Here is a 25,912-nt window from a genome sequence, read left to right on the forward strand (position 1 = left end):
TTTTGAGTTTATAGTATTTTCAGAGCTGAAAAACAGCTATGCTTGATTGGTATCTCCTTCGTATTGATTGAGATCACGATCAAACAGATAAAGGCCTCCTTTATCGTCACCTATTATAGTGAGTTTATCGATAAGCGTTCTTGCCAAAGCTTCTTCTTCCAATTGTTCTGCAACGTACCACTGCATAAAATTATGAACATTATAATCTTTGGCTTCCAAACAAAGGAAAACGATCTCATTTACATGCTCGGTAACTTTCTCTTCGCTTTCAAGGAAAGCAGAAAACAAAATGTGAACAGATTCATATTCTTCGGGAACTTCTTTTACTGCAGGCACTTTGGCTTTTCCTCCTCTTTCATTTACAAATTTTAAAAGCTTCACCATATGCATACGCTCTTCTTCTGCCTGTTGGTAAAAAAACTGGGCTACACCATTAAATCCGTTAGCTTCTGCCCAACCGGCCATACCCAGATAATGCATGGAGGCTTCTGCTTCCATTTTTATTTGTTTATTTAACGCTGCTTCAATTGTAGTAGATATCATAGCTGTTGATTGTTTAAACGAAAATACTAAAAATAGCGCTATTAACAGGGGGCGTTTCATAATTTTACGCCTTTACTCCGGATTAAACAATAACCTGTTATGAGGTTTCTCCTGAACGAACTGATATATGAAGTTCTTCCAGTTGTTCGGCATCTATGGGTGATGGTGCATCTATCATTACATCTCTGCCCGAATTGTTTTTTGGAAATGCAATGAAATCACGTATGGTCTCCTGTCCACCCAAAATAGCCACAAGTCTGTCAAAACCAAACGCGATACCTGCATGAGGAGGTGCTCCATATTCAAAGGCATTCATAAGAAAGCCAAATTGGGCCTCTGCCTGTTCCTGAGTAAAGCCCAGCAAATTAAACATGCGTGCCTGTAATTTTTTGTCATAGATCCTAACAGAACCTCCTCCAATCTCGTTACCGTTAAGTACAAGGTCATATGCATTTGCCCGAACTTTACCGGGTTGGGTCTCCAGTAATTCAATATCTTCTGGTTTAGGCGATGTAAACGGGTGATGCATGGCATGGTACCGTTTGGTTTCCTCATCCCATTCCAACAAAGGAAAATCAACTACCCATAGCGGTGCAAACTCATCAGGCTTACGCAGTTCCAGGCGTTCTGCCATTTCCATGCGCAAGGCACTAAGGCGGGTTCTGGTTTTATCTGCCGGCCCGGAGAGAATAAGAATAAGATCGCCTGGTGTAGCATGGGTTATAGCGGCCCATCGCGCCAGATCTTCCTGATCATAAAATTTATCTACTGATGATTTATAAGTACCTTCTTCCAGGCATTTTACATATACCATTCCCGAAGCACCTATTTGAGGGCGTTTTACCCAGTCTATAAGTGCATCTATTTGTTTACGTGTATAGGAAGCGGCACCGGGAACTGCTATTCCTACTACTAGCTCTGAATTGTTAAAAACACTAAAATCTTTATGTTGGGCTGCTTCATTGAGTTCACCAAACTTCATTCCAAAGCGAATATCGGGTTTATCGTTTCCATAGGTACGCATGGCCTCATCATACGTCATTCTGGGAAAATTACCTGTTTCTGCACCTTTAAGTGTTGAGAGCAGGTATCGGGTAAGCCCTTCAAATGTATGGAGTACGTCTTCCTGATTAACAAACGACATCTCGCAATCAATTTGAGTAAACTCGGGTTGCCTATCTGCTCTGAGGTCTTCATCCCTAAAACATTTCACGATCTGGAAGTACTTGTCAAGCCCCCCGACCATTAATAATTGCTTAAAGGTTTGCGGCGATTGAGGCAATGCATAAAATTGCCCTTCATTCATACGGGAAGGCACCACAAAGTCTCTGGCTCCTTCGGGGGTAGATTTAATAAGGTAAGGGGTCTCGACCTCTATAAAACCTTCTTTTGATAAGTAATTGCGAACTTCGATAGCTACCTGATGACGAAATATGAGGTTGTTCTTCAAAGGGTTACGACGTATATCCAGATAGCGATACTTCATCCGGAGATCTTCTCCTCCATCAGTAACATCTTCTATAGTGAAAGGAGGAAGCTGCGATTCATTGAGGATCTCCATTTCTGAGACCAGTATTTCGATCTCTCCTGTAGCAATGGAAGGGTTTTTTGACTCTCTTTCAATAACCGTTCCTTTTACTTTGATAACAAATTCTCTTCCCAATTCACCAGCCAGTTCAAAAATGGTATCGGGTGTTCTCTCTTCATCAAAAATAAGTTGGGTCACACCGTATCGATCACGGAGATCGATCCATATCATAAAACCCTTATTCCTTACTTTTTGCACCCAGCCGGCGAGAAGTACTTCTGAATGTATATTGTTTATGGTAAGTTGTCCACAATTATGGCTTCTGTACATAATGGTATTTTGTTTAAAAGTGCAAAGGTAAGAAAGTTAATGCAGGTTAAAGCGCACCGAAAGTATTGAAAACTATAGTAAAGTGTCATAAAATGATTTAAGCAAGCATACACATTTATATAACTATATGAAAATCAATTACATAAATCTCTTATGTTAATTTAATGTAAATTAAATGTTATCTCAATGTTTGATTAACGTAAATTTTATGTATCTTTGTATAGCCAGTATAACAATAAGAAGTAATAACCCAAAAATATATTGAACATGAAGAATGTAATTTTAGCTTTAGCGATACTCTTCTCCTTCACCTTAACCGCTCAGGAAATAAAGCCAGTTATGGAGAGTCAGGATAACGGCCTTACAAAAGCCACCTTCTTTCACGATAACGGGCAGATAGCCCAAACAGGATTTTATAAAGAAGGTAAACCACACGGTGAATGGATTGGTTATGATGCTAATGGAAAAAAAGTAGCCATAGGTGAATACGATACAGGAAAAAAAATCGGAAAATGGTTTTTTTGGAGTGGTGGTCAACTAAATGAAGTTGATTACCGGGATAGCAGAATTGTAGGCGTTACGAAATGGAGCAATTCCAATTCCATAGCGGTCAACAAATAGAAAGTATTTCAAATAACAAAAAAAGAATCCCGGTAGTTGCTACCGGGATTTTTCATTAAGGTTGATTGGGAAAACAAAATATACAGAGCCCCTGCTCATCGAAACAGGCGGTACAACAACCTGAAAGATTACTATCTTCGGGGCCGTTTCCTCCGTGTATTTCCTTCTGGGCCAGTCTGCTAATACTGGTTTTGTTAAAAACTAGATTTTTAAATTCTTGTTTTTTCATGATTTCAGTCTTGATTACTAAACTTATTGAATTTATTGGTCAAAAGTTACGGAGTATGACTAAGGTTGATTTCCAAACTCACAACGTCCGTTACCAAAACAATCAGTAAAATAAATAGTCTCAAAACAAGTAAGCTCTCTAGTAGGCTGGCATTCCGGTTGAAAAGTAGTAAGTGTAGGATTTCCGCCTTTTACTTTGTTCCCGGTAAGGCTACTAATACGTTTCTTTTTTAATGTAAGTTTTTCTAAATGTGCTTTTTTCATAATATATTTTTTTAATATTTACGGACAAGGACGTGTTAATACACTGCAATCACCATTACCAAAACAATCGGTAAATTGAATAGTTACAAAACAAAGCCGGTTGTTGGTGTCATTACCGCCTTTAACTGCGTTTTGAGTTTGAAGTTTACTTATACATGCTTTAGAAAGCATTAATTTTTTAATGGTCTTTTTTTTCATCTTTATATTATTTTTTAATGACAATCTTCATTAGTTTGAAAAATATTACACGGCTTGTTTGGAAAACAAAAGGTAAAACATATAGTTTCTACTACCGTGGGACAATCGAGACTAAAATCCAGTCCTCCCCTTGCATTATTTTGTTTTAGATCACTAATGCGTGTTTTTTGTAAGCTTAGCTTTTTAATTTGCTTTTTTTTCATCGTTTTTATGTTTTAGAATTACCATGATAGAATCTTGTGTTTATACATCAAAGATTTAAAACCCTTAAATAGTTATGTCATATCTCATCTTATCTGCAATCAATACCGATAGTAAAGCGGCAGTACTGAAGTCCGCCACATATAGTTTGGCAAACAGTTATTTGGAGAGTTGCACCGCAATCATTGGTAAATATGTTTCCTCCATGCATAGCTCTTTGTTCCAAATCACTAATTCGTGTTTTTTGTAAACTCAGTTTTTTAATTTGTTTTTTTTTCATCGTTTTATATTTATACAGGGTTAATAATTTAGCTAAACAGGGCTTTTCAAATAAGATCCTGAAAAACCTTTGAAGTGATTATTTTAACATCTGCGGGTTCTGTCCTGACAATCTAAACCCGTTTCATAGAACTGACATTGCTGATTTCCATAGCAAGCCGTAAACTGAATGGTTTCTGTCGGGATGGTGGTAAGATCAATACCTCCGTTTAGCGCACTTTTTTCTAAAGCACTAATACGTACTTTTCTAAGAGCTAATTTTTTTAAACTCTTTTTTTCATGATGTTTAAAAATGTATAAGGGGTATAGCAATAAGAGAAGGCCTACCAGGTTTTGTGCTTGATAAGCCTTCAAAATTTCATGGTTTAGCATGCTCTGCTTGTACCTGTGCAATCGAGCTCGGTTTGATAGAGCTGACAATTTTGCTCTCCGTAACAACGGGTAAAGCATATAGTTTCCTGAAACGTTACACAATCATTTGTAAAATTGTTCCCTCCACTTACAGCTCTTTGCTCTAAAACACTAATACGTGTTTTTTGTAAACTCAGCTTTTTGATTTGCTTTTTTTTCATGATTTTTAAATTTTAAAAGTTAATAAGTTTTTTTTGTGATCCACCGAAGGTATAGCCTCCGAAAACACTCAATTAACATCTGCGGGTTCCACCTCCGCAGTCTTCTGCGGTTTGATATAGCTGACATAGTTGATCACCATAGCAGGCAGTGAAATCAATAGTTTCCTGAATGGTAAGATCAATACCTCCGTTCACTGCACTTTTCTCCAAAGCACTAATACAGGTTTTTCTAAGAGCCAATTTTTTTAAATTCTTTTTTTTCATGATCCTGAATATATTTGGATTATTGTTAATTTAGAAAAGACTTTTAACCTTTGAGGTTAAAAGTCTTTAGAAATTTATTAGCACCCAGCAGGAAACTGACAGGCCTGACCCGGAAAACAAAAAGTAAAACAGACTGTTTCCTCAAATGTGGGACAGGTAAAATCACCCCCTTTTACATTGCTTTGCTTTAGATCACTAATACGTGATTTTTGTAAACTCAGTTTTTTAATTTGTTGTTTTTTCATCGTTTTACATTTATACAGGATTAATAATTTAGCTAAACAGGGCTTTTCAAATAAGATCCTGAAAAACCTTTGAAATGATTATTTTAACATCTGCGGGTTCCACCTCCACAGTCTTCTGCTGTTTGAAAGAACTGACATTGTTGTGCTCCGTAACAGGCAGTGAACTCAATGGTTTCTGTCTGTATAGTGGTAAGATCAATACCTCCGTTTACCGCACTTTTCTCCAAAGCACTAATACAGGTTTTTCTAAGAGCTAATTTTTTTAAATTCTTTTTTTTCATGATTTAACAGGTTTTATATATTAATAAATGTTTTTGTTATTCGTGGTTAGCAAAATGCATGGATCATACCTTATGAATCTGCCTAGTAATCTATTGATCTGGTAAGCCTGGTAATAAAGATTTCCATAACAGGCGGTGTGTCTAAATAGTTACCTCTAAAGTGGCAATAAGAGTACCGCGATTACCCCCCTGTAATTGCATTCTGCTCCAGGGCACTAATATGCTTTTGGGCTAAGTTTAGCTTTCTTACGTTTTTTCATAGCTTTTTGTATTTCAATTGGTGTATAGAATGCAGTATCATTAGCTTTAAGGCCCTATACTTTTAAGATGGATGCTTCTTTCAATAAACAAAACCATTTAAATTACGCTTGTTATACAACAGAAGCATTGATATATAAGCCTTACGTTTCTGTATCAGTTAACGGACAAGGAATACATAAACCCTCGTTAAAACATATAGTACAGTAAACAGAAACCACCTGGTTACCAAAATCACGATGGTTCCCACCATTAACAGCTTTCTGGTCTGCTCTGCAAATACTGGTTTTGTTAAAGTTTAGCTTTCTTAGATGTTTTTTTTTCATGGTTTGTGAGCTTTTTATATTGCCTAAAAAGTATTGCTTGAAAAATTTACTTTTTTCCTCTATTAATAAACAGTATTGCTATAATCTTTCTTCAGGCATATTCTCTGGCATTCAGTATATGCAAATGTATCGCAACGCCACTCTGTAGAGCAGCCGTCTGTGTAATTACCGCCACCTAAAAGGCCTGCTTTCTTCAGGTTACTGATTTTTACAGTAGTCAGCTTTAATTTTTTAAATGATGGCTTTTTCATAATTCAGTTTAATTAACACATCACTTGTTCTTACATTCTGTTATTTCAAATGCCTTAAAAAAGCTTTACGGTTCAACCTTTAAAACCATTTTAGAATGTAAGGCAAGGTAATTTACAAAAAAGCCTATTTTTATTGTGTTAAAAAACCTACTTTAACATACGTTTTTCTGTATTTTAACAAGATATTTTACAACAAAGCCCGGTTTTTAGCCGGGCTTTTATGATTTGATATGAAAGTCTCTATGGAATAAAAGGCCTGCAAGGTCTAAAATTGCAATTGGTATAACATATTGTGTATTCAAGAGTTATATTTATGGTACAGGTAGGAGAGTTAGAATTATTACCTCCATTAACTTCCTTTACCAAATTGCTGATACACTTCTTATTAAGTGAAAGTCTGCTTATATGTTTTTTCTTCATGTTTTCTAATTTTAAAATTATACTTTATATCTTAAATATTTAAGGTATTGCATTACACCCTGAAGGATCAGGCCTTGCACACGTAGTAAAACAAATGGTAATCATTTGGGTAGGCAAGCAGGTACCCCCCTGAACACAAGAGAATTCTCCAACAGTTCTTCTTATTCCTCCCAGACTAATGCTTACACTAAACTGGCTGATTCGCTTCTTATTAAGCGAAAGTTTTTTTAAATTCTTTTTTTTCATAACATGACGGTTTTTAATGTTTCTTACATTTTTAAAGATACTAAAAAAGTAGTCTTTTTACTACTTTTTAACTTTTATTTATCGTATCAAAGAGCAAAGCCCGGCTTTTACATTCATTCATAAAAAAATGGTACTGTTAAATTAAAGGTAACCAAATACTATACTTAACATCCATTATCTCGTATTTCGCAAATCATACCACCCCAACAGAAGGTAATATTTATGGTTTCCACCAAAGGTTGCGGGCAAGTTCTGTCACCTGTAAAGTCAGGAGTCAGCCCTCCTTTTACTACACTTTTTTCAAGGTTACTAATACTGGTCTTGTTTAAGTTTAGCTTTTTTAAATATCTTTTTTTCATGATGCTTTATTTTAGATTTAATAACTTACATTATCGTAAAATATTGTACATAAATATAAGAAAATTAGTATCTTATTTAGAATAAAAACTCATGTTTATATTATTTTAACAAAAAGAGAGGATACATTTTTACATAAAAACGTACATGGCTCCAGAGTTATTCTCATACCATTTCGATAAATAATTATGTATCTTTGTCCTTTAATTCATGTTTAGAAAAAAAAAGTTGTTATGTATCCAGCAGAATTAGTAAAGCCCATGAGAGAAGACCTTACGAAAATAGGTTTTCATGAATTACATACCGCAGATGAAGTAGATACTGCTATGACCAAGGAAGGTACCACTCTGGTAATGGTGAATTCAGTTTGTGGCTGTGCCGCGGCCAATGCGCGTCCGGGAGCACGCCTGTCCCTTCAAAATGACAAAAAGCCAGATCACCTGTTAACGGTTTTTGCAGGAGTAGATAAAGATGCCACCGATAAGGCAAGGGGCTATATGGTTCCTTTCCCTCCTTCTTCTCCAAGTATCGCACTTTTTAAAGACGGAGAACTGGTACATATGCTTGAGCGTCACCATATTGAAGGAAGACCTGCAGAGATTATTGCAGAAAACCTTAAGGAGGCGTATAACGAGCATTGTTAACATTACATATTTCATTTTTAAAAAGTCATGGTTTCCCATGGCTTTTTTTGATTTCTGCAACCATTTAACTTGTTGTGCATCCTATAGAAAAGCAACAGGATGAAAAACAACGTATTTTTTTTGGTATGTATCGCATTATTTCTCTCGTTATATGCATGCGATGACAATAATGAAACCTTTCAGGAACAACAGGCAGAACTCAATGCCTTTGCACAGGAAATAGAAGCTATGGCCAGGGTTTCCAGATGTGATGGTGTCTCACAATGTCGTAGTATTGCTTTTGGTAGTAAACCCTGTGGGGGGCCGTGGTCGTATCTGGTGTATTCTGCTTCTATAAATACAGATCGCTTGGAACAAATGGTGCGTTCGTATAATGCCCGGGAAAAAGCATTTAATATACAATGGAATCTTGTTTCAGATTGTGAGATGGTACTGCCACCAACCAGAATTGAATGCGTTGAGAACGAATGTGTACCGGTTTATGAAGATTAGGTAAGGAAAGTACATAAAAAGGTCTTAGATTCTCAAAGGGGTTTTATATTTTTGGTGCATGAGAAAACTACTGGCATATCCGCTAACCTTACTTTACGCCATTACTTTTTTAATATTGCTTCTTTTTTTTCACCCTATACAGTGGTTTTGTTTACGTGTATTAGGCTATAAAGCACACAAAAGCAGTGTGAGTGTGCTTAATTTAATGATCATGGCATGTACGGGCCTTTTAGGTACCCGATATACCTTTAAGAATGAAACCCATATACCGGAAGGATACCCCATAATTATAGTCTCCAATCATCAAAGTATGTATGATATTCCTCCTATTATATGGTACATGCGCAAATACCACCCTAAGTTTATTAGTAAAATAGAGCTGGGGAGAGGAATTCCCAGCGTTTCTTTTAATCTCAGGCATGGAGGCTCGGTACTTATAGATCGTAAAGATCCGTCCCAGGCCCTTCCTGCCCTTCAAAAATTTGCCGAATACATTCAGGAAACCAAACGCGCCGCAGTTATTTTCCCGGAAGGTACGCGAAGCAGAACAGGTGTTCCTAAAAAATTTGCCACAAAAGGCCTTAAAACACTTTTTAAACATATTCCAGACGGCGTTGTCATACCTTTAACCATTAACAATTCATGGAAATTACTCCGCTATGGAAAATTTCCCATGGGAATTGGTGCACACGTAACCTTAAAAACCCATGCCCCTTTAAAAGTGAGCGAGCATTCGACAGAAGAGCTTATTAAAAAAATAGAAACTGCAATAACCTCATCTGTTCATAATACATGAATACAAGCGACATTATAGATGAAACTGTTCTTTTTGTAAAAGAAACTCTTAAAAATGCTGAAGGCGGGCACGACTGGTTCCATACGCAACGTGTATTTAATAATGCGCTTCTTATTGCCAAGGATGAAAAATGTGACCCCTTTATTGTTGCTTTGGGAGCTCTTTTACACGACATTGCCGATGCAAAATTTCACGATGGAGATGAAACGGTGGGCCCTCAAATGGCCCATGACTTTCTTTCTTCCCTACCTTTAGAAAGCCCTGTCATTGAACATGTGGTTAATATTATAAAACATATTTCGTTTCGCGGCGGACAAAAACGGGTAACTTTTACTTCAAAAGAGTTGGAGGTAGTTCAGGATGCCGACCGGCTTGACGCTATGGGAGCTATTGGCATAGCAAGGACTTTTAATTACGGAGGCTTTAAAAACAGGGCTCTGTATGATCCGCAAATACCCCCAAAACCAGGAATGTCTCCCGAAGACTATAAAAAATCAAAGGCTCCTACGATTAACCATTTTTACGAAAAACTTTTATTGTTAAAAGACCTTATGAATACAAAAACCGGTAAAAAACTGGCCCAAAAACGACATGAGTTTATGGAGTCTTTTTTAGCTCAGTTTTACAAAGAGTGGAACGGAGAGGTATAACTTTTAAAATAGTAATAAATGCTTCCTTATTCGGTTTTATTTTTTTGTACCGGTAATTATTACCGGAGCCGCTTTGCAGAGTTGTATTTTAATCATCTGGCAGAGAAAGAACAGGTAAATGTGAGGGCATTTTCAAAAGGATTGCGACTTTCTGACAGAAACAAAGGCCCTTTATCTCCTCATACACTTTCTTATTTTGAAAAAATGGGTATCCCGATGGGTACTCCCCGCAATCCCCAAACTCTGGAAGCTATTCATTTTAGCCAAGCGCATTATTTTATTGGAATGGATCGTGATGAGCACCTGCCTATGATACAGGATACGTTCCCGGAATTTCTTCCCCGTATTACTTTCTGGTCGTTTGCAGATGACTATCTGGAAGCTCCTGATTCTGTTTTGCCGGCTCTGCAGGAAAAAACAGAACACTTCTTTACTCATTTCAAAATTCCCTGAAATTCTAAAAAAGAGGGTATTGCCCGTTTTTTTGCAATGTGTATAACGATGACGTAAGTTTGGGCATACTTTTGTTTTTGAAATACTGATTTTTAGCGAGCCTGAACAGGTGGTGCATATGTTCGGCTATTTTACCCTCTCCCCTGTTTCTCAGACCAAACCTGCTTTCATTGAGCTTACCATTGTGACAGGCTTTGATATGATTAAGTACTTTTTCAGCTTTGTCCGGCATAGTTTTCCGTATCCAATCAGTAAAAACAGCACCTATGGCACCATTGAGGCGCACTATGGTAAACCCTATGGAACAGGCACCGTTATCGGCAGCTCTTTTGGCCAGCGGAAGTATTTCATGGCTGTTAATTCCGGGAATTACCGGGGCGATCATAACATTAACCGGAACACCCGCTTTGGCGAGCGTATATACGGTTTCAAATCTTTTTTTTATGGTCGTGGTACGAGGCTCCAGCACTCTGCGGGTTTCTTCTGAAAGGGAGGTGATCGAAATATTTACTCCGGTGAGACAGTTTGCCGCCAGTTCTTTTAAGATATCTATATCTCTTAAAATAAAAGCGTTTTTTGTTATTATGCCTACAGGGTGTTTGTAGTTTAGGAAAATTTCCAGGCAGGCCCTGGTTATTCTGTATTTCTGTTCTGCCGGCTGGTAACAGTCTGTATTGCCTGAAAGTACTATGGTATGCCCCTCCCAGTTTTTACTTTTTAATTTTGCTTCCAGCAATTTTGGCGCATTTTTCTTTACCAGAATGGTTCTCTCAAAATCCAATCCGGCATTGTAACCCCAGTATTCATGAGTGTTACGGGCATAACAATAAATACACCCGTGCTCACAACCCTGATAAGGGTTCATGGAGTATTCCATCCCTACATCAGGACTGGTCACTTTGTTCACAATAGTTTTGGGAAATACTTCCAGATATTGTGTTTTATTGGTATCTGCCACCTCTCCTTCAAGTCGGCAGTACTCAAGAAAGTCCTCTCGCATTTCATAATGAAAGGCATCAAAGCGATTTACCGCCTGTTTCTGAGCACCTCTCCCCTGTATGTAGTTCTTTTTTGACAATTGGATTTTTTCCAAAATTAAGGAATTTATCCAATTATTACAGCTAAAAAATGTTAATTAACCGTTTCAAAATGAACTTTAATTAGCTGCTTTCTACTACCTCGTCTTGCTAGAAAAAAAGCATTGGCCCCATCTTTACAAACTACTCCTTTTGAAACCATTATAGGAAGTCTCACTTCTTGTTTACTGGTTACTTTGGCGTAAGAAAGTGTACCTTTCTTATCAATATTGAGAATAAACATTTCGGGGTTTTTTGAATATCCTTTTTTAAAGAGTATACGCTCTCCGGAAATGCGCTGAGGCTCTGCTCCTGAGTTTATAAAGAAAAAGGCCTGCCCTCCCTGCACGGCAGACAGATATGAAACAAAAGCCTCATCTCCCAGGGTTATTTCAGCCTTGTTTATGTTACGTGCCCATTCCATCTTTCCACTGGCATTGAGACGTGCACATACAATATCATTGTAATGATACTGGTTTACCTGTACTCTGTTATCTGAAGAGGTATGTTTAAATCGTGAGGTAACATACTCTTCTTCTGCATTAAAAACAATATCACCTTCTTCGGTATGATAGATCCCTCTAAATGCGAGGTTTTTCAGTTCTTTATCGGTTTCGGCTCCGTATTTATCTTCCATGAACTGTTTTGAGAAAGGGTTGAAAACCTGCTCCCGTATTGCCAGTGTTTTGGGGTCAAGTTCCAGATATACTAACCCGCGATACTTACGATCGCTTGTATTTGAATAAAAACCTACGGCTTTTAGGGTATTTCCGGTAATTATCATTTTCAAGGAACTGGGGTAGCCGTCTTCTTTCTCAAAATACTGCCTCACAGCGTCTTCATTTTCAGTGATCTTTAAAAGTTCATACCGGTACTTTAAAGAAACAGATCTGGTACGTTTTCCTTTTTCATAGGCTTTTCCCAGGAGATAAAAGGTCTTGCCCGATGCATCACTTTCAAAATTCTCAAACACAAAATGTCGTGTTTTAGTTTCATTTTTAAGATCGTATTGCTGAAGTACATGTAAATCGGCATCAAAAAACCAAACCTGGTGTGTGTCTTTCCCGGTTTCTTTACTATCTACTGCTATGGCAAAATAGGAACCTGAACTGTCTTTCAATAATTGTGAATACAATTTGTCATTAAACGGTACCGAATAGTTGGTGAGAAAATTAATACTCTTTTCTTGTGCGCGTTTAAACGAGAAAAGTGTCTTTGTTTGTAAATCAAAGTTTTTTAGATCAATACGTTGTGCGCGATACATATAATGTTCCTGTTCAGTATCATACAGTACCTCTATAATGGTACTGTAATTACCGGCAGTAATTACTCCCATAACCTCAGCATCGGGAGCCTCATAGGTATATTCATTTATGAGTTCCAGATCTTTGTTGTAATGTTCTAAATAATACCCTTTAAGTTTAAGAATAAACCCTCCGTAGTAGGCTCTTATAATCACCACGCCTCCTTCCTGATCATTTTCCATAGCAATAATACGGGAGAACTTATGCTTATCAGGCAAACTTTCACTTTTTGAAAAAGAAGCTGTGATTGATTGGGCGTACAAAGTACAGGTAAACGAAATAAAGGCAATGAGGAAAAAAGATAGCTTCATGGCTGCATAGGTTAAGTTACAACGGTAAAGGATGTGATGGGGTTCTCATCCTTAACAAAACGAAAAAGTATATTTTTTATTCTTATTTTCCGGGAAAAACGGCTTTTCGTTTTTCCATAAAAGCGGTAGTGCCTTCTTTAAAATCTTCTGTTCCAAAGCACTCTCCAAATGCTTTGATCTCTGCTTCAAAGCCATCTATATTTTGCTGGTATCCGGCATTTACTGCTTCTATGGCTTTTGCGATGGCTACTGAAGAGTTTCTTGTTATTTTCTCTGCTATTTTTCTGCAGGTAGGTAACAACTCTTCCTGGGCTACCATTTGGTTTATGAGTCCGTAGAGCAATGCTTTTTCTGTGTCGATCATACCTGCGGTAGTAATCATTTCAAGCGCTCTTCCTTTTCCAACCAATTGCGGAAGGCGTTGTGTGCCCCCGTATCCCGGTATTACTCCCAGTGATACTTCCGGCAGCCCCATACGGGCATTGTCACTGGCAATTCTGAAATGGCAGGCCATGGCTAACTCAAGACCACCTCCCAAAGCAAAACCATTAACTGCAGCGATGACCGGTTTGGGAAAGTTTTCTAAAAGGTTAAAAAGACTTTCCTGCCCTTTGCGGGCAAGGCGCGCACCTTCTTTTACAGAAAAACCGGCAAATTCTGCGATATCGGCACCGGCTACAAAAGCCTTTTCGCCACTGCCGGTAATGATCACTACTTTGGTTTCAATATCGGTTTCCAGATAACACATGACATGGTGCAATTCTTCAATAGTTGCCTTATTAAGAGCATTGAGTTTAGACGGGCGGTTAATGGTTACTAAAGCCACGGCATTCTCCTTGTGGATCAGGATATTTTCGTAATTCATGTTAGTTATGTTTTTACTTTCGGAAAGGTAACCGTGAAAACAGTGCCTTTTCCGGTTTGAGATGTAAAGGTAATATTTCCCTGGTAGGTTTCCACGATATTTTTCACCATTCCCAGGCCAAGTCCCATACCACTGGTTTTTGTTGTGAATTTAGGCTCAAATATTTTATCTTTAAAGTCGTCCGGAATTCCTTTTCCGTTATCGGCAACTGTTATTTTAATGAGGTTCTCTTCTGTTGTTATTGAAACTACAATATTAGGTTCACTGGTCTCATCCATAGCCTGAATAGCGTTTTTTACCAAATTGGTTACTACCCGTATAAGCTGTGTGCGATCTAATTTAGCAATGATCTCTTCTTCCTGAGCTACCAGTGAAATATAATTTTCATTAAAAATATCGAGTGCCAGCTTTACTACTTTCACAATGTTAAGTGTTTCATTTTGTTGCGCCGGCATCTTGGCAAAGTTGGAAAAAGCAGAAGCAATACTGCTCATAGTATCTATTTGTTGTATGAGTGTATTTGAATACTCTTTTACTTTAGTAACAATATTGGGGTCATCAGGGTCAAACTTTCGTTCAAAACTCTGTACACTTAAACGCATGGGGGTAAGAGGGTTTTTAATTTCATGTGCCACCTGCCGCGCCATTTCCCTCCAGGCCTGTTCCCGTTCGCTTCGTGCCAGTTTCACTGCACTTTCCTCCAATTCATCTATCATACTGTTGTAAGCACCTACCAGGGTTTCTATTTCTTTACTGGCCCCGTTGAGTATAATTTTTTCGTTGCGATGGCTCAGGCGTGTCTTATCTATTTTATCTGATATGGTTTTTAAAGATCGTGTTATATAGCGAGAGATAAAATACGCAAGGATAATGGCAATGATAAGCATAAACAGATACACCACTCCCAAACGAATGAGGAACTCCCGCAGTTCCATGGTATTAAAGGTATCGTCTTCAAAATATGGAAGGTTTAGAATACCTATGGGCTTAAACTTGTTATCATTGATATAGGTATATGAAGACTGAAAACGCCCGCCTGCCGCAATTTTTTTCTCAACAAATCTTTTATCGGCACTCATGGAAAGCTTATTGAGTACAAGCGCACTCAAACATTGTGAAATACTGTCTTCTTCAAACTTAGGGCGGGAACTCTTTACAAGCCCTCCTTCAAGATCATAAATATTGAAATTTACATTTTGAACATCGGCAATCTGGTAGATCTCATCTTTAAATATAAGGTCGAGATATTCGGTTTCTACCGGGTAGGTAGTACTCATGAGCACATAGTCTATACTGGCCTTAACCTGTTCTTCTTTACGTTCCAGACGGTCGCGGTGATAATCTTCAGACTGTTCTTTGTATTGATACAACGTCACTCCGGCTATAAGAATAAAAGCAACTACCACCAGCAGGATCATCATAAGGAAGATTCGGTTTCTAAGTGATAATTTTTTATTCACGGTTGTGTATTTGCTTTGTAAATATAACAATAATCAAGCCATAGTGTTTTGAAACGCTTTTGAAGTAATATGCTTTATTTTCTGTTACCGAATGTAAAATCTTTTTCCAATCTTTATTTCTTTTTCATTCTATCAAAAAATCTGTTAGATTTGTAAGAATAGCCTATCTCTTTTATACCAAAATTTATGTCTATTGTTGATTTTAGGGAAACCGGGAAAATAGAAGCCTACTATTTAAAACGTGTGTGGTATTATTACTTAAGTCTTAAAACATCTGCACACGAGGCAGAGAAAAACAAAGTGCCCTGGAAATACATAAATGCCTTGTTTAATACGTTAGGTATAGGTACCGAACCCACTATTAAATATCTGTTGAATAAATCGCCTGATTTTGAAACCTTTGAAAACTGGATATTAAAAAACGGCCGGGTTTCTCCACAGCATCTAAAAAACTATAACTCGGTGATCCTTTCTAAGAAAGATGGTATTCTTGCTTTTAAGCAACATACTGTTTTAAGTGAAGTTGATTTGCGCCATTGGGAAGAAAAAGGGTATGTGATTGTAAAAAATGCTATTTCTAAGGAAGATTGTGAAAAAACAAAAGCCCTTATTTATGAGACACTCGGGGCAACCCCTAATGAACCGGATACCTGGTATAAGCCCCACCCTTTAAAGCAAGGTATCATGGTACAGTTTTTTCAACATGATATACTTGATAAAAACCGGTTTTCACCGCGTATTAAAGGTGCTTTTGAGCAATTGTGGCAGCGTACCGATTTGCTGGTTGATATGGATAGGGTAAGCTTTAACCCTCCCGAAACTTCTGATTATACATTTCCCGGGCCCAACCTGCATTGGGATGTAAGCCTTAAAAGACCCATTCCATTTGGGCTACAGGGATTATTGTATGTATCAGATACCTTAAAAGATCAAGGCGCTTTTACGGTAGTCCCGGGCTTTCACAATCAAATTGACCACTGGCTGGAGAATCTCCCTCAGGATGCTAACCCCAGAGATGTGGCAATGCTTAACAAAATGGTATTAGAACCTATTGCCGGCAATGCCGGAGATCTCATTATATGGAACCAGTGCCTGCCGCATGGCAGTAGCCCAAATACTTCCCGGCTTCCCAGAATTGTACAATATATTAATTACCAGCCTATAGAGCTTGCCTATCAGGAAGAGTGGATATAAGCAAGGTGCTGTAAGCTTTTTATATAAAAGGATTGTTAAAAAACTCTTTTATAGTTCTTTGAAGGAAACACTTGTGATTGGCATCCCGGAAAATTTTGTCACACCCTTACTTACTGAAAGTAAAGTTGTAATTTGACAAAAACAATTAACAAATATATTTAATTGAAATACTTATATTTTTGTAGATTAAAAGCAGCTTAAAACAAACCTTATGAAAAGAAATATTCTATACGTTCTTATTTCTCTGCTGTTGGTAGCCTGTTCAGGAGATGACGATGGAGAAACACGAGAAATCGGTGGTATTTTCAATGCTACTTTTGATACGGATAAAATGATAGGAACCTGGACCTACCAGACTATTACTCTCAATGGTAATGAATCTGAATACGAACACAGATCTGGATGTCCTAAAGATATCTTTGCCTTTTTCAACAGTACAGAAAAACCTTTTGAGTATGAAGAAATAATATATGTAAACAACGAATGTGGTGCCAGGGGTATATCTCTAAAATGGGAAGTAAACCAGGGTCTTATAAATTTCTATTCCGCGCAACGATTTATAATAGCATTTCAGGTAGTCTCTATAACAGATAGTGAATTTATTTTTTCTTATCGCTTTGATTATGACGAAGATGGTGATCTTGATGAGGTAGAAATAGTTGCCGTAAAAAATAACCCTAGTGATGGCTAGTTTCTTGAAGATCAACACTTATTATACAAAAAAAACCTGGATATCAACCCGGGTTTTTTTTGTATAGACCTGTTTTTTGAAGTAAAAAGACTACATACAAACACGCTGTTTTCAATCAATCTATATTTGTATATTTGATAAGGCCTTATAATTCTATTATATGCATACGCATCAAAAAAAAAACCCTAAAAAGAGTCGTGAAACTTTATATGGTTCTAAAAGTGGCAGTGAAAGTAATTCTATAAAAGCATCAAAATTTCAGGATACACGCCCTGAGGCATTACAAATGCGCAAGCTACAATATATGGCTGATGGATTTACCGGGCAATTACACCCTGTTCAAAAAAAACACAATACCACCGGCCTGCCAGATACCCTGAAAACAGGTATTGAAACTCTCTCCGGCCACCGTATGGATGATGTAAAAGTGCATTACAATTCATCAAAACCTTCTCAACTACAGGCACACGCATATGCACAGGGTACTCAAATTCATCTGGCTTCGGGACAGGAAAAGCATTTACCTCATGAAGCATGGCACGTGGTACAACAAAAGCAGGGGCGTGTAAAGCCAACAGCACAACTGCAGGGTAAGGTTCCTGTAAATGACGATGTTTCATTAGAAAAAGAAGCGGATGTTATGTGGGCCAGAGCATTGCAAATGAAAAGTAAGGGTACTCTTAAAAGCAACAAACCGCTTTTATCTGCGGGCCCTTTAACCGTACAAAGAGTGAAAAGTGATCTTTTTGCGTGGGCTCCAAAAACTGTTCCTGCCAACACTACCCCGGTACAACGGGTAGAAATTACCCGTCTTAATGTAACCAATGAGGTTTGGCAGGCCTATAGAGAACTTAGCAACGAAGCGAAGCTTTTACTCAGATATAGTACATTTCCACAGTTTTTTGAGCTTTCCCGCGAAGAGCAATTAGATTTTCTACATGCATTAAACCACAGTACTACGGTAATAAATACGTTGATGCAACAGCAGGCACCTGCACTGATGGGGCCGGATTATGTAGAGGATAAGGAGCCCCCGCTTCGCCAGTTGCAGGCACAATTCTTACAGTTAAATCCTGATTTTTTAGGTAATCTGTTAGGTGTTACCCAGGGGCACGGGGGTAGTTTTTATTTCTCACACGATCTCTCTATACATATTACCAATTTTTCGGCCATACGTACGCCACAACCTCACAAAGCCCTTTTGGGGCCGCAGGAGCAGAAAATCAGTAAAGCTCTGGTAAAACAATCTCAAGTATCCATACATAGTGTTATGGAAGAAAAGAGCCTCTCCAAGTTTTTACTCGCGCAGCACCTTTTTCAACAGGCCATGCGCAGTATGGACGATCTTAAAAGTATAGGTTTTGAGTTTGAGTTTGCTTCTTTTACCGGGCCTGATGGTGTATATACAGCAAATGAGATTATTCCTTCACACCAACTCATGGCCCAATCTGCAATAGGAGGTAATTACTTTGGCCTATCCTGGCGACTGGAATCTGATTCTAAGAATACTCTTGAGCTGGTAAGTCCGCCTTTTGTATTTTCCAGAAATAAACAGGGAGAAACTAAATCGTACGCTATACGTCGTGAACTGGAAAAAGAAACCGGAACTCTTGCCATTACTGCCAGTCAGCATTCATATACCTTACTTCAAACGGCTGGAGCACTTTCACAAGCGCATATAGGTTTTGGCTGGAAAGTTAACCCCGACTATCAAAATTTCCTTGTAACCACCAATAAAAAATCGGGTGGTGTATATTCTCAGCAAAATGTATCGCTGTATCCTGAGGAAATAGGATCTATGCTTGAAGAGAAATTTAGGGGTGAGGATAAACTGGAACCACCTGCGGTGTCACTGGCAGCGGCTACGTATCCTACTAATGTGGCGCGACTGGTGCGTAAACACTTTTTGGCGGTTCTGCCTGAAGAACCGGCACCTGCTGAGGCTGTGCAACAGGCCATTGCCGTGTTTTCACGCTATGCTTCTAATGTACTGGCTATTCCCAGTTTACGCCACCGCCAGGATAACGATGAAAGAAAGGATAACATGGCCACTCAAGTAAAGGAAACGCTGGGCGTATGGGTAAAAACCGACCCTCTGAACCTTTTAATGCATCTTCTCAAAGACCCTGAGAATATGGAAGCTTTTCATATAGCACTGGCTGCGGCACGGCAACCTATTTTACAGGTCTTTGAAACTGCCGGGCAAAAATTTGTAAATGATGTACGGCTTCCACCACCTCAAGATCCTACCATACCGGAAATAGGTGCACGTATGCAACTACTTATACAACAAAATCCACAGATGGCACAAGATAGAATGGCTACCATGCAACTAGCTAAACAACAGCTTATACAGGAAAGGGCCCAACAACAGGGCCCGGATCCTTCCGTGGCCGTTGGCGGGTATGTAGCTGAAATGCTTCAGGATCTTACGGCATTTATTGAGCGGGCCTTACATGTGAACCTGCATGAAGAGGCACACCCTAAAAGCACTACGAGCGAGTTTCTGGACGAAACTTTTGGCACGGGGGAAGGAGTGAGAAAAGGTACGTATCTCAAAGGGGTTAAAACCAGTAAAGGGCCCATGTATGTTACTGAACTGCGATAGCTATTCAATACAATAAAAAAACGGTGGAGCGTATGCCACCGCTTTTTTAAGAGTATAATATACTTGATAAAGTATTATGAGTCTGCGGTAAGAACACCGTCTATATTAGAAATGGTAGCGTCTTCCCGTAAACCGGTAATATCTAGCGTAGATATTTGCCAGGTACCATCTTCTTTTTTACAGGAAGCCGATAGTATGACACTTACATCTTTACAGGTTTCTAAATAACTACCATGTGGCACATACCCGACCGGGGTGGTACCATCTCCGTTATTTACTAAAAAACCGTCTTCATTGCTTATGCTGGTAGTCTCCAGCTCTGTTAGATTAAGTGTGGCGGGAATCCAGGAGTGATCTCGCTTTTGAGCTGTACAAAACAAGTTGCTTTGTATGTCTTTACTCGTTTCTTTGTAACTACCCCCTGGTACAAATGAATGGGCCATAACATATATATTTTAAAAATTCCTACTCTGTTTACTATAGGCTTTTCGGATTACGCCTTTATGTATTTCATACAAAAATACGGAAGTATTTGTACAATAAAAAGAGTAAAAGTACGTAGTAAAACACCCTTTTACGTATTTATTTGGCCAATTTTTATATTTAAACACGGTGGCAAATGGGAGGTTTTTAAAATACTTTGTATAAAGAGTAGCAATAGCAAAAACCCTCTCTTACAAAAGAATACAAAAACAAAAATGTTAAACTATTTTAGTGCATATTTTCTTATGTGTTATTTAAGTATTTTTGATCGTAATACACCAATTATAAAATAGCCCTAATCTTACTTAAGGCTATTAAAAATTAAAACCTTTTATAAACAAAGTTATGTATCAAAACATTGAAAAAGTATTTTTGGGAACTCTGCTTCTGGTTTGCACTGCTTCTTTTAGCCAAATTCACGAAGACCCTAACGGTAACGTAGGTATAGGCACTACTACACCTATTGCCAAACTTCAGGTACTGGGCCCTGCAGATGTACAATCTGCTCAAATTACTTCTTTTGGAAACTTAACTTCATCTGATTATTTAACTTCTAATGTATATAGGTCTTTTGCAGGGAGTAGTTATGTTAATGGAAATTCTGGCTGGGTATCACACTACTTTTCATACCGTTCTGTTTATGGGGGTTATCTGGATTATAATAACCAGGGCTATGGTTTTTACAGCCAGGGTTGGTTTCCCCGTATGTTTATGGAGGTTATTTCTGGCAATCACGGAACTGCCGCTTCATTACCTGCTGATTCCCCTATAAAATCAGGCTATTTGTACCAACAAATAAAAGGCCCTGCTGCAGATGCTACCCCTACTCCTATAAAGGCTACAAATAGCAACTCTCAATGGCTTTGGGGAGTAACCTCTACAGGAAACATTATTGTAGCAGGTAAAATAGAATCACGCGAGGTAAAAGTAACGGTAGATGCGGGAGCCGATTATGTTTTTGAGCCGGAATACCCTTTACGATCTCTGGAAGAGGTACAAAACCATATTAAAAAACATAGGCATTTACCCAATATTCCTTCTGCCAAAGAAATGGAAGAAAACGGCATACTACTGGGGGAAATGAATATACAACTGCTTGAAAAAATTGAAGAACTTACGCTTTACACGCTGCAACAGGAGGAAAAAATAAAAGCGCAGGAACAACGCCTTAGCAGGCTTGAAAAGCTGTTGGAGGCTAAAGAGTAAGCCGTTAAGCTTTGCTTTATGTACGGTACCTTGGGCGGGCTAAGCCCTCAATAGGTTTTCAGATGCCCATACTGAGTGCGATCAAAGGGTAGCAGCCCGCACAATTGATTTTATATGGTGATGGCCCTGATGTTATTATTCGTTTTTGTTACGTTCAGCTTTTTTAATCTTTTTTCGCTCTAATGGTGAGTCAGCCAGATTACTCTAACATTTTTTCATCAAGCTATTTAATCAACTATATAGTTTTTATATTGTTTACTAATTAAGTAAATTTTTACTAAATTGTAATTTATATACTACAAAGTACCGCCATTAATACCTCGTGCTGGGTTTAGTATATTTACTCTATTATTAACTATTTAAAAACATATTATGTTAAAAAACATTTTATTTATTGGCAGATCTCTTTCAATTACAGAGATGAAAAATATTGGTGGTAGGTGGCAGGATACGTTAGATGATGAATTTTGTAGAAATTTTGATTCTGATACATCTTTTGATCCAAGATGTGACAGCGATCGTGATGGTCGAGAGTGTCGTTACCCATATTATGTTAATAGTTTTGGGCGATGTACTCTTTGATACTTAACGCGAAATCATTTGAAATTAGTGGCTTTAAGCCACTTTTTTATTTCTGTATTCTATTTTTGTTTTTTTAAACTGAGTTTTTCAATTCTGGAAATATTTTATATAATGTACTTATAATAAACATTGCTGTCTCGCAGAACGCTTATGTTGTAGGCTTACACATCTTCTCTTTAGGTTATATGTTTAAATAAAATATAACGATATGCTGTAAATAAGATTTTTCTGTTTTTAAGTATTTAAAAAGGAACGGAAAAAGGACGCCTTTTCCTTAGGGGTTTTGCTATGCAAACCGTACTGGAAACACTGCCCAAAAGGAGTACTCCCCTACTTTTGGTGTACCACCAGTGCTTTCTCGTACTACCCGGAGGAAAAGGGGGTGTTTTTCTAAAAAGATTTTGGGAGGGTGCCCTTTGGCAAGCTCAGAGTAAGAACAATCTTAGTTATGATTAGGGGTAGGACTTCACACAATGAATATTTTACCCAAAACTAACTTTAGCTTACAGTAGGAACTTCCGCTTAAGAAATCTGCCAAAATGAATTATAGCTCTTTGTTGTGCCTCGTACTTTTACATCATTTTTGTAATTTACTCGTTACTAAATTAAACAGCCCAATGGATAACGTATAAACAAGATATGCATCTTCTTTTCCGGAATTTGGATATGGTTTCAATATTCCAGCTCTATCTTTGGGATGGACGTATTTTGATGTAAAGTCAAAAAGAGATTTTATTCCTTTGAGCAAGTCATTAATTCCTTCTTCGTTGTGCTGCTCATTAAGTAAGACCTCTCTCAATTTATTTTCAAATGTTGGGTTGGTTCTACCTGAGCTTTTAATATTCAAACCGTCAAAAAATTGCCTCGAATATTCAATAGTTTTTTTCCATTCGCCAAGCATTATGCATCTTTCCATTTCTAAGATGTTAGTCTTTAGCAAATCAATTAGTTCAGTCCAAGATTCTGACGTTTGGTTTTTTGCAATGTTTAATTCAAGCAAAAGAAAGTTACCAATTCCCAATTTTGGTGAAAAATTAGCAACCCAATCACTTTGTTCAATTGAATATCTCTCACTCTTTTTCTCAATGTTTAAGCGGACGAGATGGTTGTTCTGGAGATTGTTAAAATCTACAGGAATATTCATTGTTTTTAACACAAATTCCATATAGAATTCAGCTGATTTGTTTTGTGCCTTTTCACGCTGTTTCTCAATGGATTCAATCGCTTTAGGTGTGAGCAATGCGCTTAGTTGTACACTATGTATTTCTGTATTTTTTCCTCTTTCTTCTTTTTGTTGTTCGGTTCTTAGAGTTAACCCATATCTGCTATCAGTATTCAATTGGTATTCCGAAAGAACAGATAATATTTGACCATTTTGGTGGCACAGTTTTCCGGATATTGAGACTGGAATTTCGTTGGAATAATCAAACTCTAAATTTACCCATATTTTCAACATTGGGTTGATAGATTGCGTATCAACTTCAATTTGGATTGTTTTAATGTTCATTTATTGCATAATGGTTTTTGTATTTGACACAATACTAAAATATACCCATTGTGGTTATTTATATTTTAATTATGATAGTTATCTAAATAATCCTATTAATATAGTAATAATTGTTTGTTTTTCTGTAAAGGGTATATTGATTTTTTTTAGGTTTTGTTCCTTTTTACGCGTCTAAAAAGGAACGGAAAAAGGACGCCTTTTCCTTAGGGGTTTTGCTACGCAAACCGTACTCGAAACACTGCCCAAAAGGAGTACCTCCTCCTTTTGGTGTACCACCAGCGCTTTCTCGTACTACCCGGAGGAAAAGGAGAGCTTTCTAAAAAGCTTTTGGCACGTTACCCTTCGGCAGGCTTAGGGTACCTCCCTTTTACAAGCTTAACGATCTTGGCTGTGAGCAGTTGGGTGGTTTTACTCATTGTAAGCCAACAATATATTGTTTTTAAATATGCTTTTTTTTAATCTTTATCTTCGTACTTGTATTTTTAAAAAGCGATGCAAAAACTTAGACTCTCAATCTTTTTCTTACTCCTAATAACTTCTCTTAAAGGGCAAACTCCCAATGACTATGAGTTTAGTTTGCTTACCTGTGCTCCCGGAGAAGAACTTTACAGTATTTTTGGCCACTCTGCCATTAGATTAAAAAGCCCTGCTGAAGATATTGTGGTTAATTATGGTATTTTTTCATTTGAAGAAGAAAATTTCTTTACTAACTTTTTATTAGGAAAACTAAATTATCGTGTAGGGATTACTGATACTAAAAGGTTTATTAATGCGTATAGGCAAGAAGGCCGGGAAGTGGTAGAAAATAAACTAAATATTACTGCTCCTAATAAAAAGAGACGGCTTATTACTACCATTAATATTGATCTTGAAAAAAAAATATACAGGTATGATTACTTTGCTAACAATTGCACTACTAAAATATCTAGCTTATTTTCTGTAGATAGTACTTTATTTACGGGAAAAAACATACCAGATACTTATAGAAAAGGGTTAAACAAAAGCCTTTACAACCAGCAATGGCTTAGGTTCTTAATGAATATAGCCCTGGGAATGCCGGCAGATAAAAAACTCTCTTACAAGGAAAGGTTGTTTTTACCATTGTTTTATCACAGCTATTTAACCACGAATGATACACCTGCCAGATTAGACATTACAAACAGAAAAACTTTGAAATGGTATCACGGGCTCACGACTCCTATGGTTGTTATTACGGTTTTCTTTTTGTTAATGATTATTAGTATTGTAAAACAGTATAGAATACATAGTTTTCTCTATACTACTGTTTTTATTTGCCTGTTTACTATTTCTGGTTTTATACTATTTTTTTGGTTTTTTTCTGAACATATACACGCTAAAAACAACCTTAATATTCTTTGGGCAAACCCTTTATATATATTACTATGGGTTTCTGGTTCAACATTCAAAAAAAGGGTTATGCAGTTAGTAATATTCTTTAATTTACTTTTTATAGTACTATCTTTTTTTGCTTTACAAGAGATTATACCTGAGATCTATGCGCTTGTATTATTGATTACTATTTCTATAGGATTTAAATACAAAAAAACCTTTGGTGCTGGTTAAAAACGAATTATGCTCCCCTTAACAGGCTAAGTAATCAATAGATTTTTGGAAACGTCTATTGAGTGTAATCAAAAGGTAGTAGAATTGCTAACACAAGGGTAGCAAACTGGCGGCAGTAAATTGTAGTTATACATTGTTACCAAACGGTTTTCAATTTCATGTTAAGCATATCCATTAATACTTAATTCTGAATATGTTTTATTTGTCAAATTTACTTTTAGATTAAAATAACCATTTCCTCCATCGTGTACAATCATCAAATCTTTTTTTCCAATCATCGCTTTCCCAATGATTACAGAAAAAATTAATCCATATTTCTTTTTCTCCTTTTTCATTTATCACAGGGGCATATTGCCTTTTCTTATCTTTTTGCTGCGTATACTTCAAATTTCATTATTCGTTCTCTTTTCATATTGACATCCATAAATTTGCCTTCAAAAAGTAAAAGCTGTGATGTTGATTTAATTACTTTTCCTAAAAATGCTGAATGATACATAATTTTTAAACAGCAAATTGCAATAACAACATTGAAGCCTTCCCTAAAAATAGGACAGCTTAAAATTAGAATTTTCTAACTTTAAATTTTAACTGTCA

33 protein-coding genes are annotated in these 25,912 nt (G+C 37.3%); 11 read left to right on the forward strand and 22 right to left on the reverse strand.

Translation table 11 applies throughout. The features are described from left to right. Positions 1 to 36 precede the first annotated feature (36 nt). Both WAO84_RS16470 and aspS read right to left on the reverse strand, forming a co-directional pair. Positions 37 to 543: a ferritin gene (locus WAO84_RS16470; protein ID WP_340067200.1), complete on the reverse strand. Its 507-nt coding sequence runs from the start codon at positions 541 to 543 to the stop codon at positions 37 to 39. Positions 544 to 640: 97 nt separating this feature from the next. After that, entirely contained in the window at positions 641 to 2,401 is a 1,761-nt protein-coding gene (gene aspS, locus WAO84_RS16475; RefSeq protein ID WP_340067202.1) for an aspartate--tRNA ligase, read from the reverse strand. A 267-nt stretch (positions 2,402 to 2,668) separates the two neighbouring features. On the opposite strand from aspS, the gene WAO84_RS16480 reads away from it, so the two are divergent. Next, on the forward strand, positions 2,669 to 3,022 hold the full coding sequence (locus WAO84_RS16480) for a toxin-antitoxin system YwqK family antitoxin (RefSeq protein ID WP_340067203.1): 354 nt from the start codon (positions 2,669 to 2,671) through the stop codon (positions 3,020 to 3,022). Positions 3,023 to 3,077: 55 nt separating this feature from the next. Here the strand turns inward: WAO84_RS16480 and WAO84_RS16485 are convergent, their stop codons facing one another. The 13 genes from WAO84_RS16485 to WAO84_RS16545 all read right to left on the reverse strand — a co-directional run bounded on the left by WAO84_RS16485 (position 3,078) and on the right by WAO84_RS16545 (position 7,414). Then, a complete protein-coding gene (locus WAO84_RS16485; RefSeq protein WP_340067204.1) occupies positions 3,078 to 3,251 on the reverse strand; it encodes a hypothetical protein in 174 nt (57 codons plus the stop codon). A gap of 59 nt (positions 3,252 to 3,310) precedes the next feature. After that, complete coding sequence (locus WAO84_RS16490; RefSeq protein WP_340067205.1) at positions 3,311 to 3,514, reverse strand: hypothetical protein; 204 nt, start codon at positions 3,512 to 3,514, stop codon at positions 3,311 to 3,313. Positions 3,515 to 3,532: 18 nt separating this feature from the next. After that, positions 3,533 to 3,712 (reverse strand): hypothetical protein, encoded by a 180-nt coding sequence (locus tag WAO84_RS16495; protein ID WP_340067206.1) that lies wholly within the window; start codon positions 3,710 to 3,712, stop codon positions 3,533 to 3,535. 14 nt (positions 3,713 to 3,726) lie between these two features. Beyond that, positions 3,727 to 3,915: a hypothetical protein gene (locus WAO84_RS16500; RefSeq protein ID WP_340067207.1), complete on the reverse strand. Its 189-nt coding sequence runs from the start codon at positions 3,913 to 3,915 to the stop codon at positions 3,727 to 3,729. 89 nt (positions 3,916 to 4,004) lie between these two features. After that, the gene (locus WAO84_RS16505; protein WP_340067208.1) at positions 4,005 to 4,193 is read right to left on the reverse strand and encodes a class I lanthipeptide; all 189 of its coding nucleotides are present in this window, start codon (positions 4,191 to 4,193) and stop codon (positions 4,005 to 4,007) included. 83 nt (positions 4,194 to 4,276) lie between these two features. Continuing rightward, positions 4,277 to 4,546 (reverse strand): hypothetical protein, encoded by a 270-nt coding sequence (locus tag WAO84_RS16510; RefSeq protein WP_340067209.1) that lies wholly within the window; start codon positions 4,544 to 4,546, stop codon positions 4,277 to 4,279. 11 nt (positions 4,547 to 4,557) lie between these two features. Beyond that, the gene (locus WAO84_RS16515) at positions 4,558 to 4,764 is read right to left on the reverse strand and encodes a hypothetical protein (protein ID WP_340067211.1); all 207 of its coding nucleotides are present in this window, start codon (positions 4,762 to 4,764) and stop codon (positions 4,558 to 4,560) included. Positions 4,765 to 4,836: 72 nt separating this feature from the next. Further along, the gene (locus WAO84_RS16520) at positions 4,837 to 5,028 is read right to left on the reverse strand and encodes a hypothetical protein (RefSeq protein WP_340067213.1); all 192 of its coding nucleotides are present in this window, start codon (positions 5,026 to 5,028) and stop codon (positions 4,837 to 4,839) included. A 328-nt stretch (positions 5,029 to 5,356) separates the two neighbouring features. Continuing rightward, positions 5,357 to 5,554 carry a hypothetical protein gene (locus WAO84_RS16525; RefSeq protein ID WP_340067214.1) on the reverse strand — a complete coding sequence of 66 codons (198 nt, stop codon included), beginning with the start codon at positions 5,552 to 5,554 and terminating at the stop codon, positions 5,357 to 5,359. 401 nt (positions 5,555 to 5,955) lie between these two features. Then, a complete protein-coding gene (locus tag WAO84_RS16530) occupies positions 5,956 to 6,138 on the reverse strand; it encodes a hypothetical protein (protein ID WP_340067215.1) in 183 nt (60 codons plus the stop codon). Between the two features lie 62 nt (positions 6,139 to 6,200). Next, positions 6,201 to 6,389: a hypothetical protein gene (locus tag WAO84_RS16535; RefSeq protein ID WP_340067216.1), complete on the reverse strand. Its 189-nt coding sequence runs from the start codon at positions 6,387 to 6,389 to the stop codon at positions 6,201 to 6,203. 459 nt (positions 6,390 to 6,848) lie between these two features. Beyond that, complete coding sequence (locus WAO84_RS16540) at positions 6,849 to 7,055, reverse strand: hypothetical protein (RefSeq protein ID WP_340067217.1); 207 nt, start codon at positions 7,053 to 7,055, stop codon at positions 6,849 to 6,851. 164 nt (positions 7,056 to 7,219) lie between these two features. Next, positions 7,220 to 7,414 (reverse strand): hypothetical protein, encoded by a 195-nt coding sequence (locus WAO84_RS16545; protein WP_340067218.1) that lies wholly within the window; start codon positions 7,412 to 7,414, stop codon positions 7,220 to 7,222. A gap of 231 nt (positions 7,415 to 7,645) precedes the next feature. On the opposite strand from WAO84_RS16545, the gene WAO84_RS16550 reads away from it, so the two are divergent. The 5 genes from WAO84_RS16550 to WAO84_RS16570 all read left to right on the forward strand — a co-directional run bounded on the left by WAO84_RS16550 (position 7,646) and on the right by WAO84_RS16570 (position 10,447). Then, positions 7,646 to 8,056, forward strand: a complete 411-nt coding sequence (locus WAO84_RS16550; RefSeq protein WP_340067219.1) for a BrxA/BrxB family bacilliredoxin — start codon at positions 7,646 to 7,648, stop codon at positions 8,054 to 8,056. Between the two features lie 99 nt (positions 8,057 to 8,155). After that, a complete protein-coding gene (locus tag WAO84_RS16555; protein ID WP_340067220.1) occupies positions 8,156 to 8,548 on the forward strand; it encodes a hypothetical protein in 393 nt (130 codons plus the stop codon). A gap of 58 nt (positions 8,549 to 8,606) precedes the next feature. After that, a complete protein-coding gene (locus WAO84_RS16560) occupies positions 8,607 to 9,344 on the forward strand; it encodes a lysophospholipid acyltransferase family protein (protein ID WP_340067221.1) in 738 nt (245 codons plus the stop codon). Next, positions 9,341 to 9,994 carry an HD domain-containing protein gene (locus tag WAO84_RS16565; RefSeq protein WP_340067222.1) on the forward strand — a complete coding sequence of 218 codons (654 nt, stop codon included), beginning with the start codon at positions 9,341 to 9,343 and terminating at the stop codon, positions 9,992 to 9,994. Before WAO84_RS16560 ends, WAO84_RS16565 begins: the two co-directional genes overlap by 4 nt. A gap of 18 nt (positions 9,995 to 10,012) precedes the next feature. After that, positions 10,013 to 10,447 (forward strand): arsenate-mycothiol transferase ArsC, encoded by a 435-nt coding sequence (locus WAO84_RS16570; protein WP_340067223.1) that lies wholly within the window; start codon positions 10,013 to 10,015, stop codon positions 10,445 to 10,447. 4 nt (positions 10,448 to 10,451) lie between these two features. Here WAO84_RS16570 and WAO84_RS16575 read toward each other — a convergent pair whose 3' ends face one another. The 4 genes from WAO84_RS16575 to WAO84_RS16590 all read right to left on the reverse strand — a co-directional run bounded on the left by WAO84_RS16575 (position 10,452) and on the right by WAO84_RS16590 (position 15,421). Next, complete coding sequence (locus WAO84_RS16575) at positions 10,452 to 11,525, reverse strand: PA0069 family radical SAM protein (RefSeq protein WP_340067236.1); 1,074 nt, start codon at positions 11,523 to 11,525, stop codon at positions 10,452 to 10,454. Between the two features lie 53 nt (positions 11,526 to 11,578). Beyond that, positions 11,579 to 13,138, reverse strand: a complete 1,560-nt coding sequence (locus WAO84_RS16580) for a hypothetical protein (protein ID WP_340067224.1) — start codon at positions 13,136 to 13,138, stop codon at positions 11,579 to 11,581. Positions 13,139 to 13,220: 82 nt separating this feature from the next. Further along, entirely contained in the window at positions 13,221 to 14,003 is a 783-nt protein-coding gene (locus WAO84_RS16585; RefSeq protein WP_340067226.1) for an enoyl-CoA hydratase/isomerase family protein, read from the reverse strand. Positions 14,004 to 14,008: 5 nt separating this feature from the next. Beyond that, on the reverse strand, positions 14,009 to 15,421 hold the full coding sequence (locus WAO84_RS16590; protein ID WP_340067237.1) for a sensor histidine kinase: 1,413 nt from the start codon (positions 15,419 to 15,421) through the stop codon (positions 14,009 to 14,011). A 228-nt stretch (positions 15,422 to 15,649) separates the two neighbouring features. Here WAO84_RS16590 and WAO84_RS16595 point away from each other — a divergent pair, with 228 nt between their 5' ends. From WAO84_RS16595 to WAO84_RS16605, 3 genes are all read left to right on the forward strand, one after another. After that, entirely contained in the window at positions 15,650 to 16,657 is a 1,008-nt protein-coding gene (locus WAO84_RS16595) for a phytanoyl-CoA dioxygenase family protein (RefSeq protein WP_340067227.1), read from the forward strand. 211 nt (positions 16,658 to 16,868) lie between these two features. Next, the gene (locus WAO84_RS16600) at positions 16,869 to 17,348 is read left to right on the forward strand and encodes a lipocalin family protein (RefSeq protein WP_340067228.1); all 480 of its coding nucleotides are present in this window, start codon (positions 16,869 to 16,871) and stop codon (positions 17,346 to 17,348) included. A gap of 160 nt (positions 17,349 to 17,508) precedes the next feature. Then, complete coding sequence (locus WAO84_RS16605) at positions 17,509 to 19,956, forward strand: eCIS core domain-containing protein (RefSeq protein ID WP_340067229.1); 2,448 nt, start codon at positions 17,509 to 17,511, stop codon at positions 19,954 to 19,956. 74 nt (positions 19,957 to 20,030) lie between these two features. Here WAO84_RS16605 and WAO84_RS16610 read toward each other — a convergent pair whose 3' ends face one another. Continuing rightward, on the reverse strand, positions 20,031 to 20,399 hold the full coding sequence (locus WAO84_RS16610; RefSeq protein ID WP_340067230.1) for a hypothetical protein: 369 nt from the start codon (positions 20,397 to 20,399) through the stop codon (positions 20,031 to 20,033). Between the two features lie 385 nt (positions 20,400 to 20,784). Here WAO84_RS16610 and WAO84_RS16615 point away from each other — a divergent pair, with 385 nt between their 5' ends. Then, on the forward strand, positions 20,785 to 21,645 hold the full coding sequence (locus tag WAO84_RS16615) for a hypothetical protein (protein ID WP_340067231.1): 861 nt from the start codon (positions 20,785 to 20,787) through the stop codon (positions 21,643 to 21,645). A gap of 1,159 nt (positions 21,646 to 22,804) precedes the next feature. Here the strand turns inward: WAO84_RS16615 and WAO84_RS16620 are convergent. After that, positions 22,805 to 23,734, reverse strand: coding sequence for a hypothetical protein (locus WAO84_RS16620; protein WP_340067232.1), 930 nt, complete (start codon positions 23,732 to 23,734; stop codon positions 22,805 to 22,807). Positions 23,735 to 24,226: 492 nt separating this feature from the next. Here WAO84_RS16620 and WAO84_RS16625 point away from each other — a divergent pair, with 492 nt between their 5' ends. Further along, positions 24,227 to 25,318, forward strand: coding sequence for a lipoprotein N-acyltransferase Lnb domain-containing protein (locus tag WAO84_RS16625; RefSeq protein WP_340067233.1), 1,092 nt, complete (start codon positions 24,227 to 24,229; stop codon positions 25,316 to 25,318). Between the two features lie 161 nt (positions 25,319 to 25,479). On the opposite strand, the gene WAO84_RS16630 is transcribed toward WAO84_RS16625, so the two are convergent. Beyond that, positions 25,480 to 25,653: a hypothetical protein gene (locus tag WAO84_RS16630; RefSeq protein WP_340067234.1), complete on the reverse strand. Its 174-nt coding sequence runs from the start codon at positions 25,651 to 25,653 to the stop codon at positions 25,480 to 25,482. Positions 25,654 to 25,912 lie beyond the last annotated feature (259 nt).

The organism is Ascidiimonas aurantiaca (assembly GCF_037646345.1).
In the GTDB taxonomy this organism is placed as follows: Bacteria; Bacteroidota; Bacteroidia; order Flavobacteriales; family Flavobacteriaceae; genus Ascidiimonas; species Ascidiimonas aurantiaca.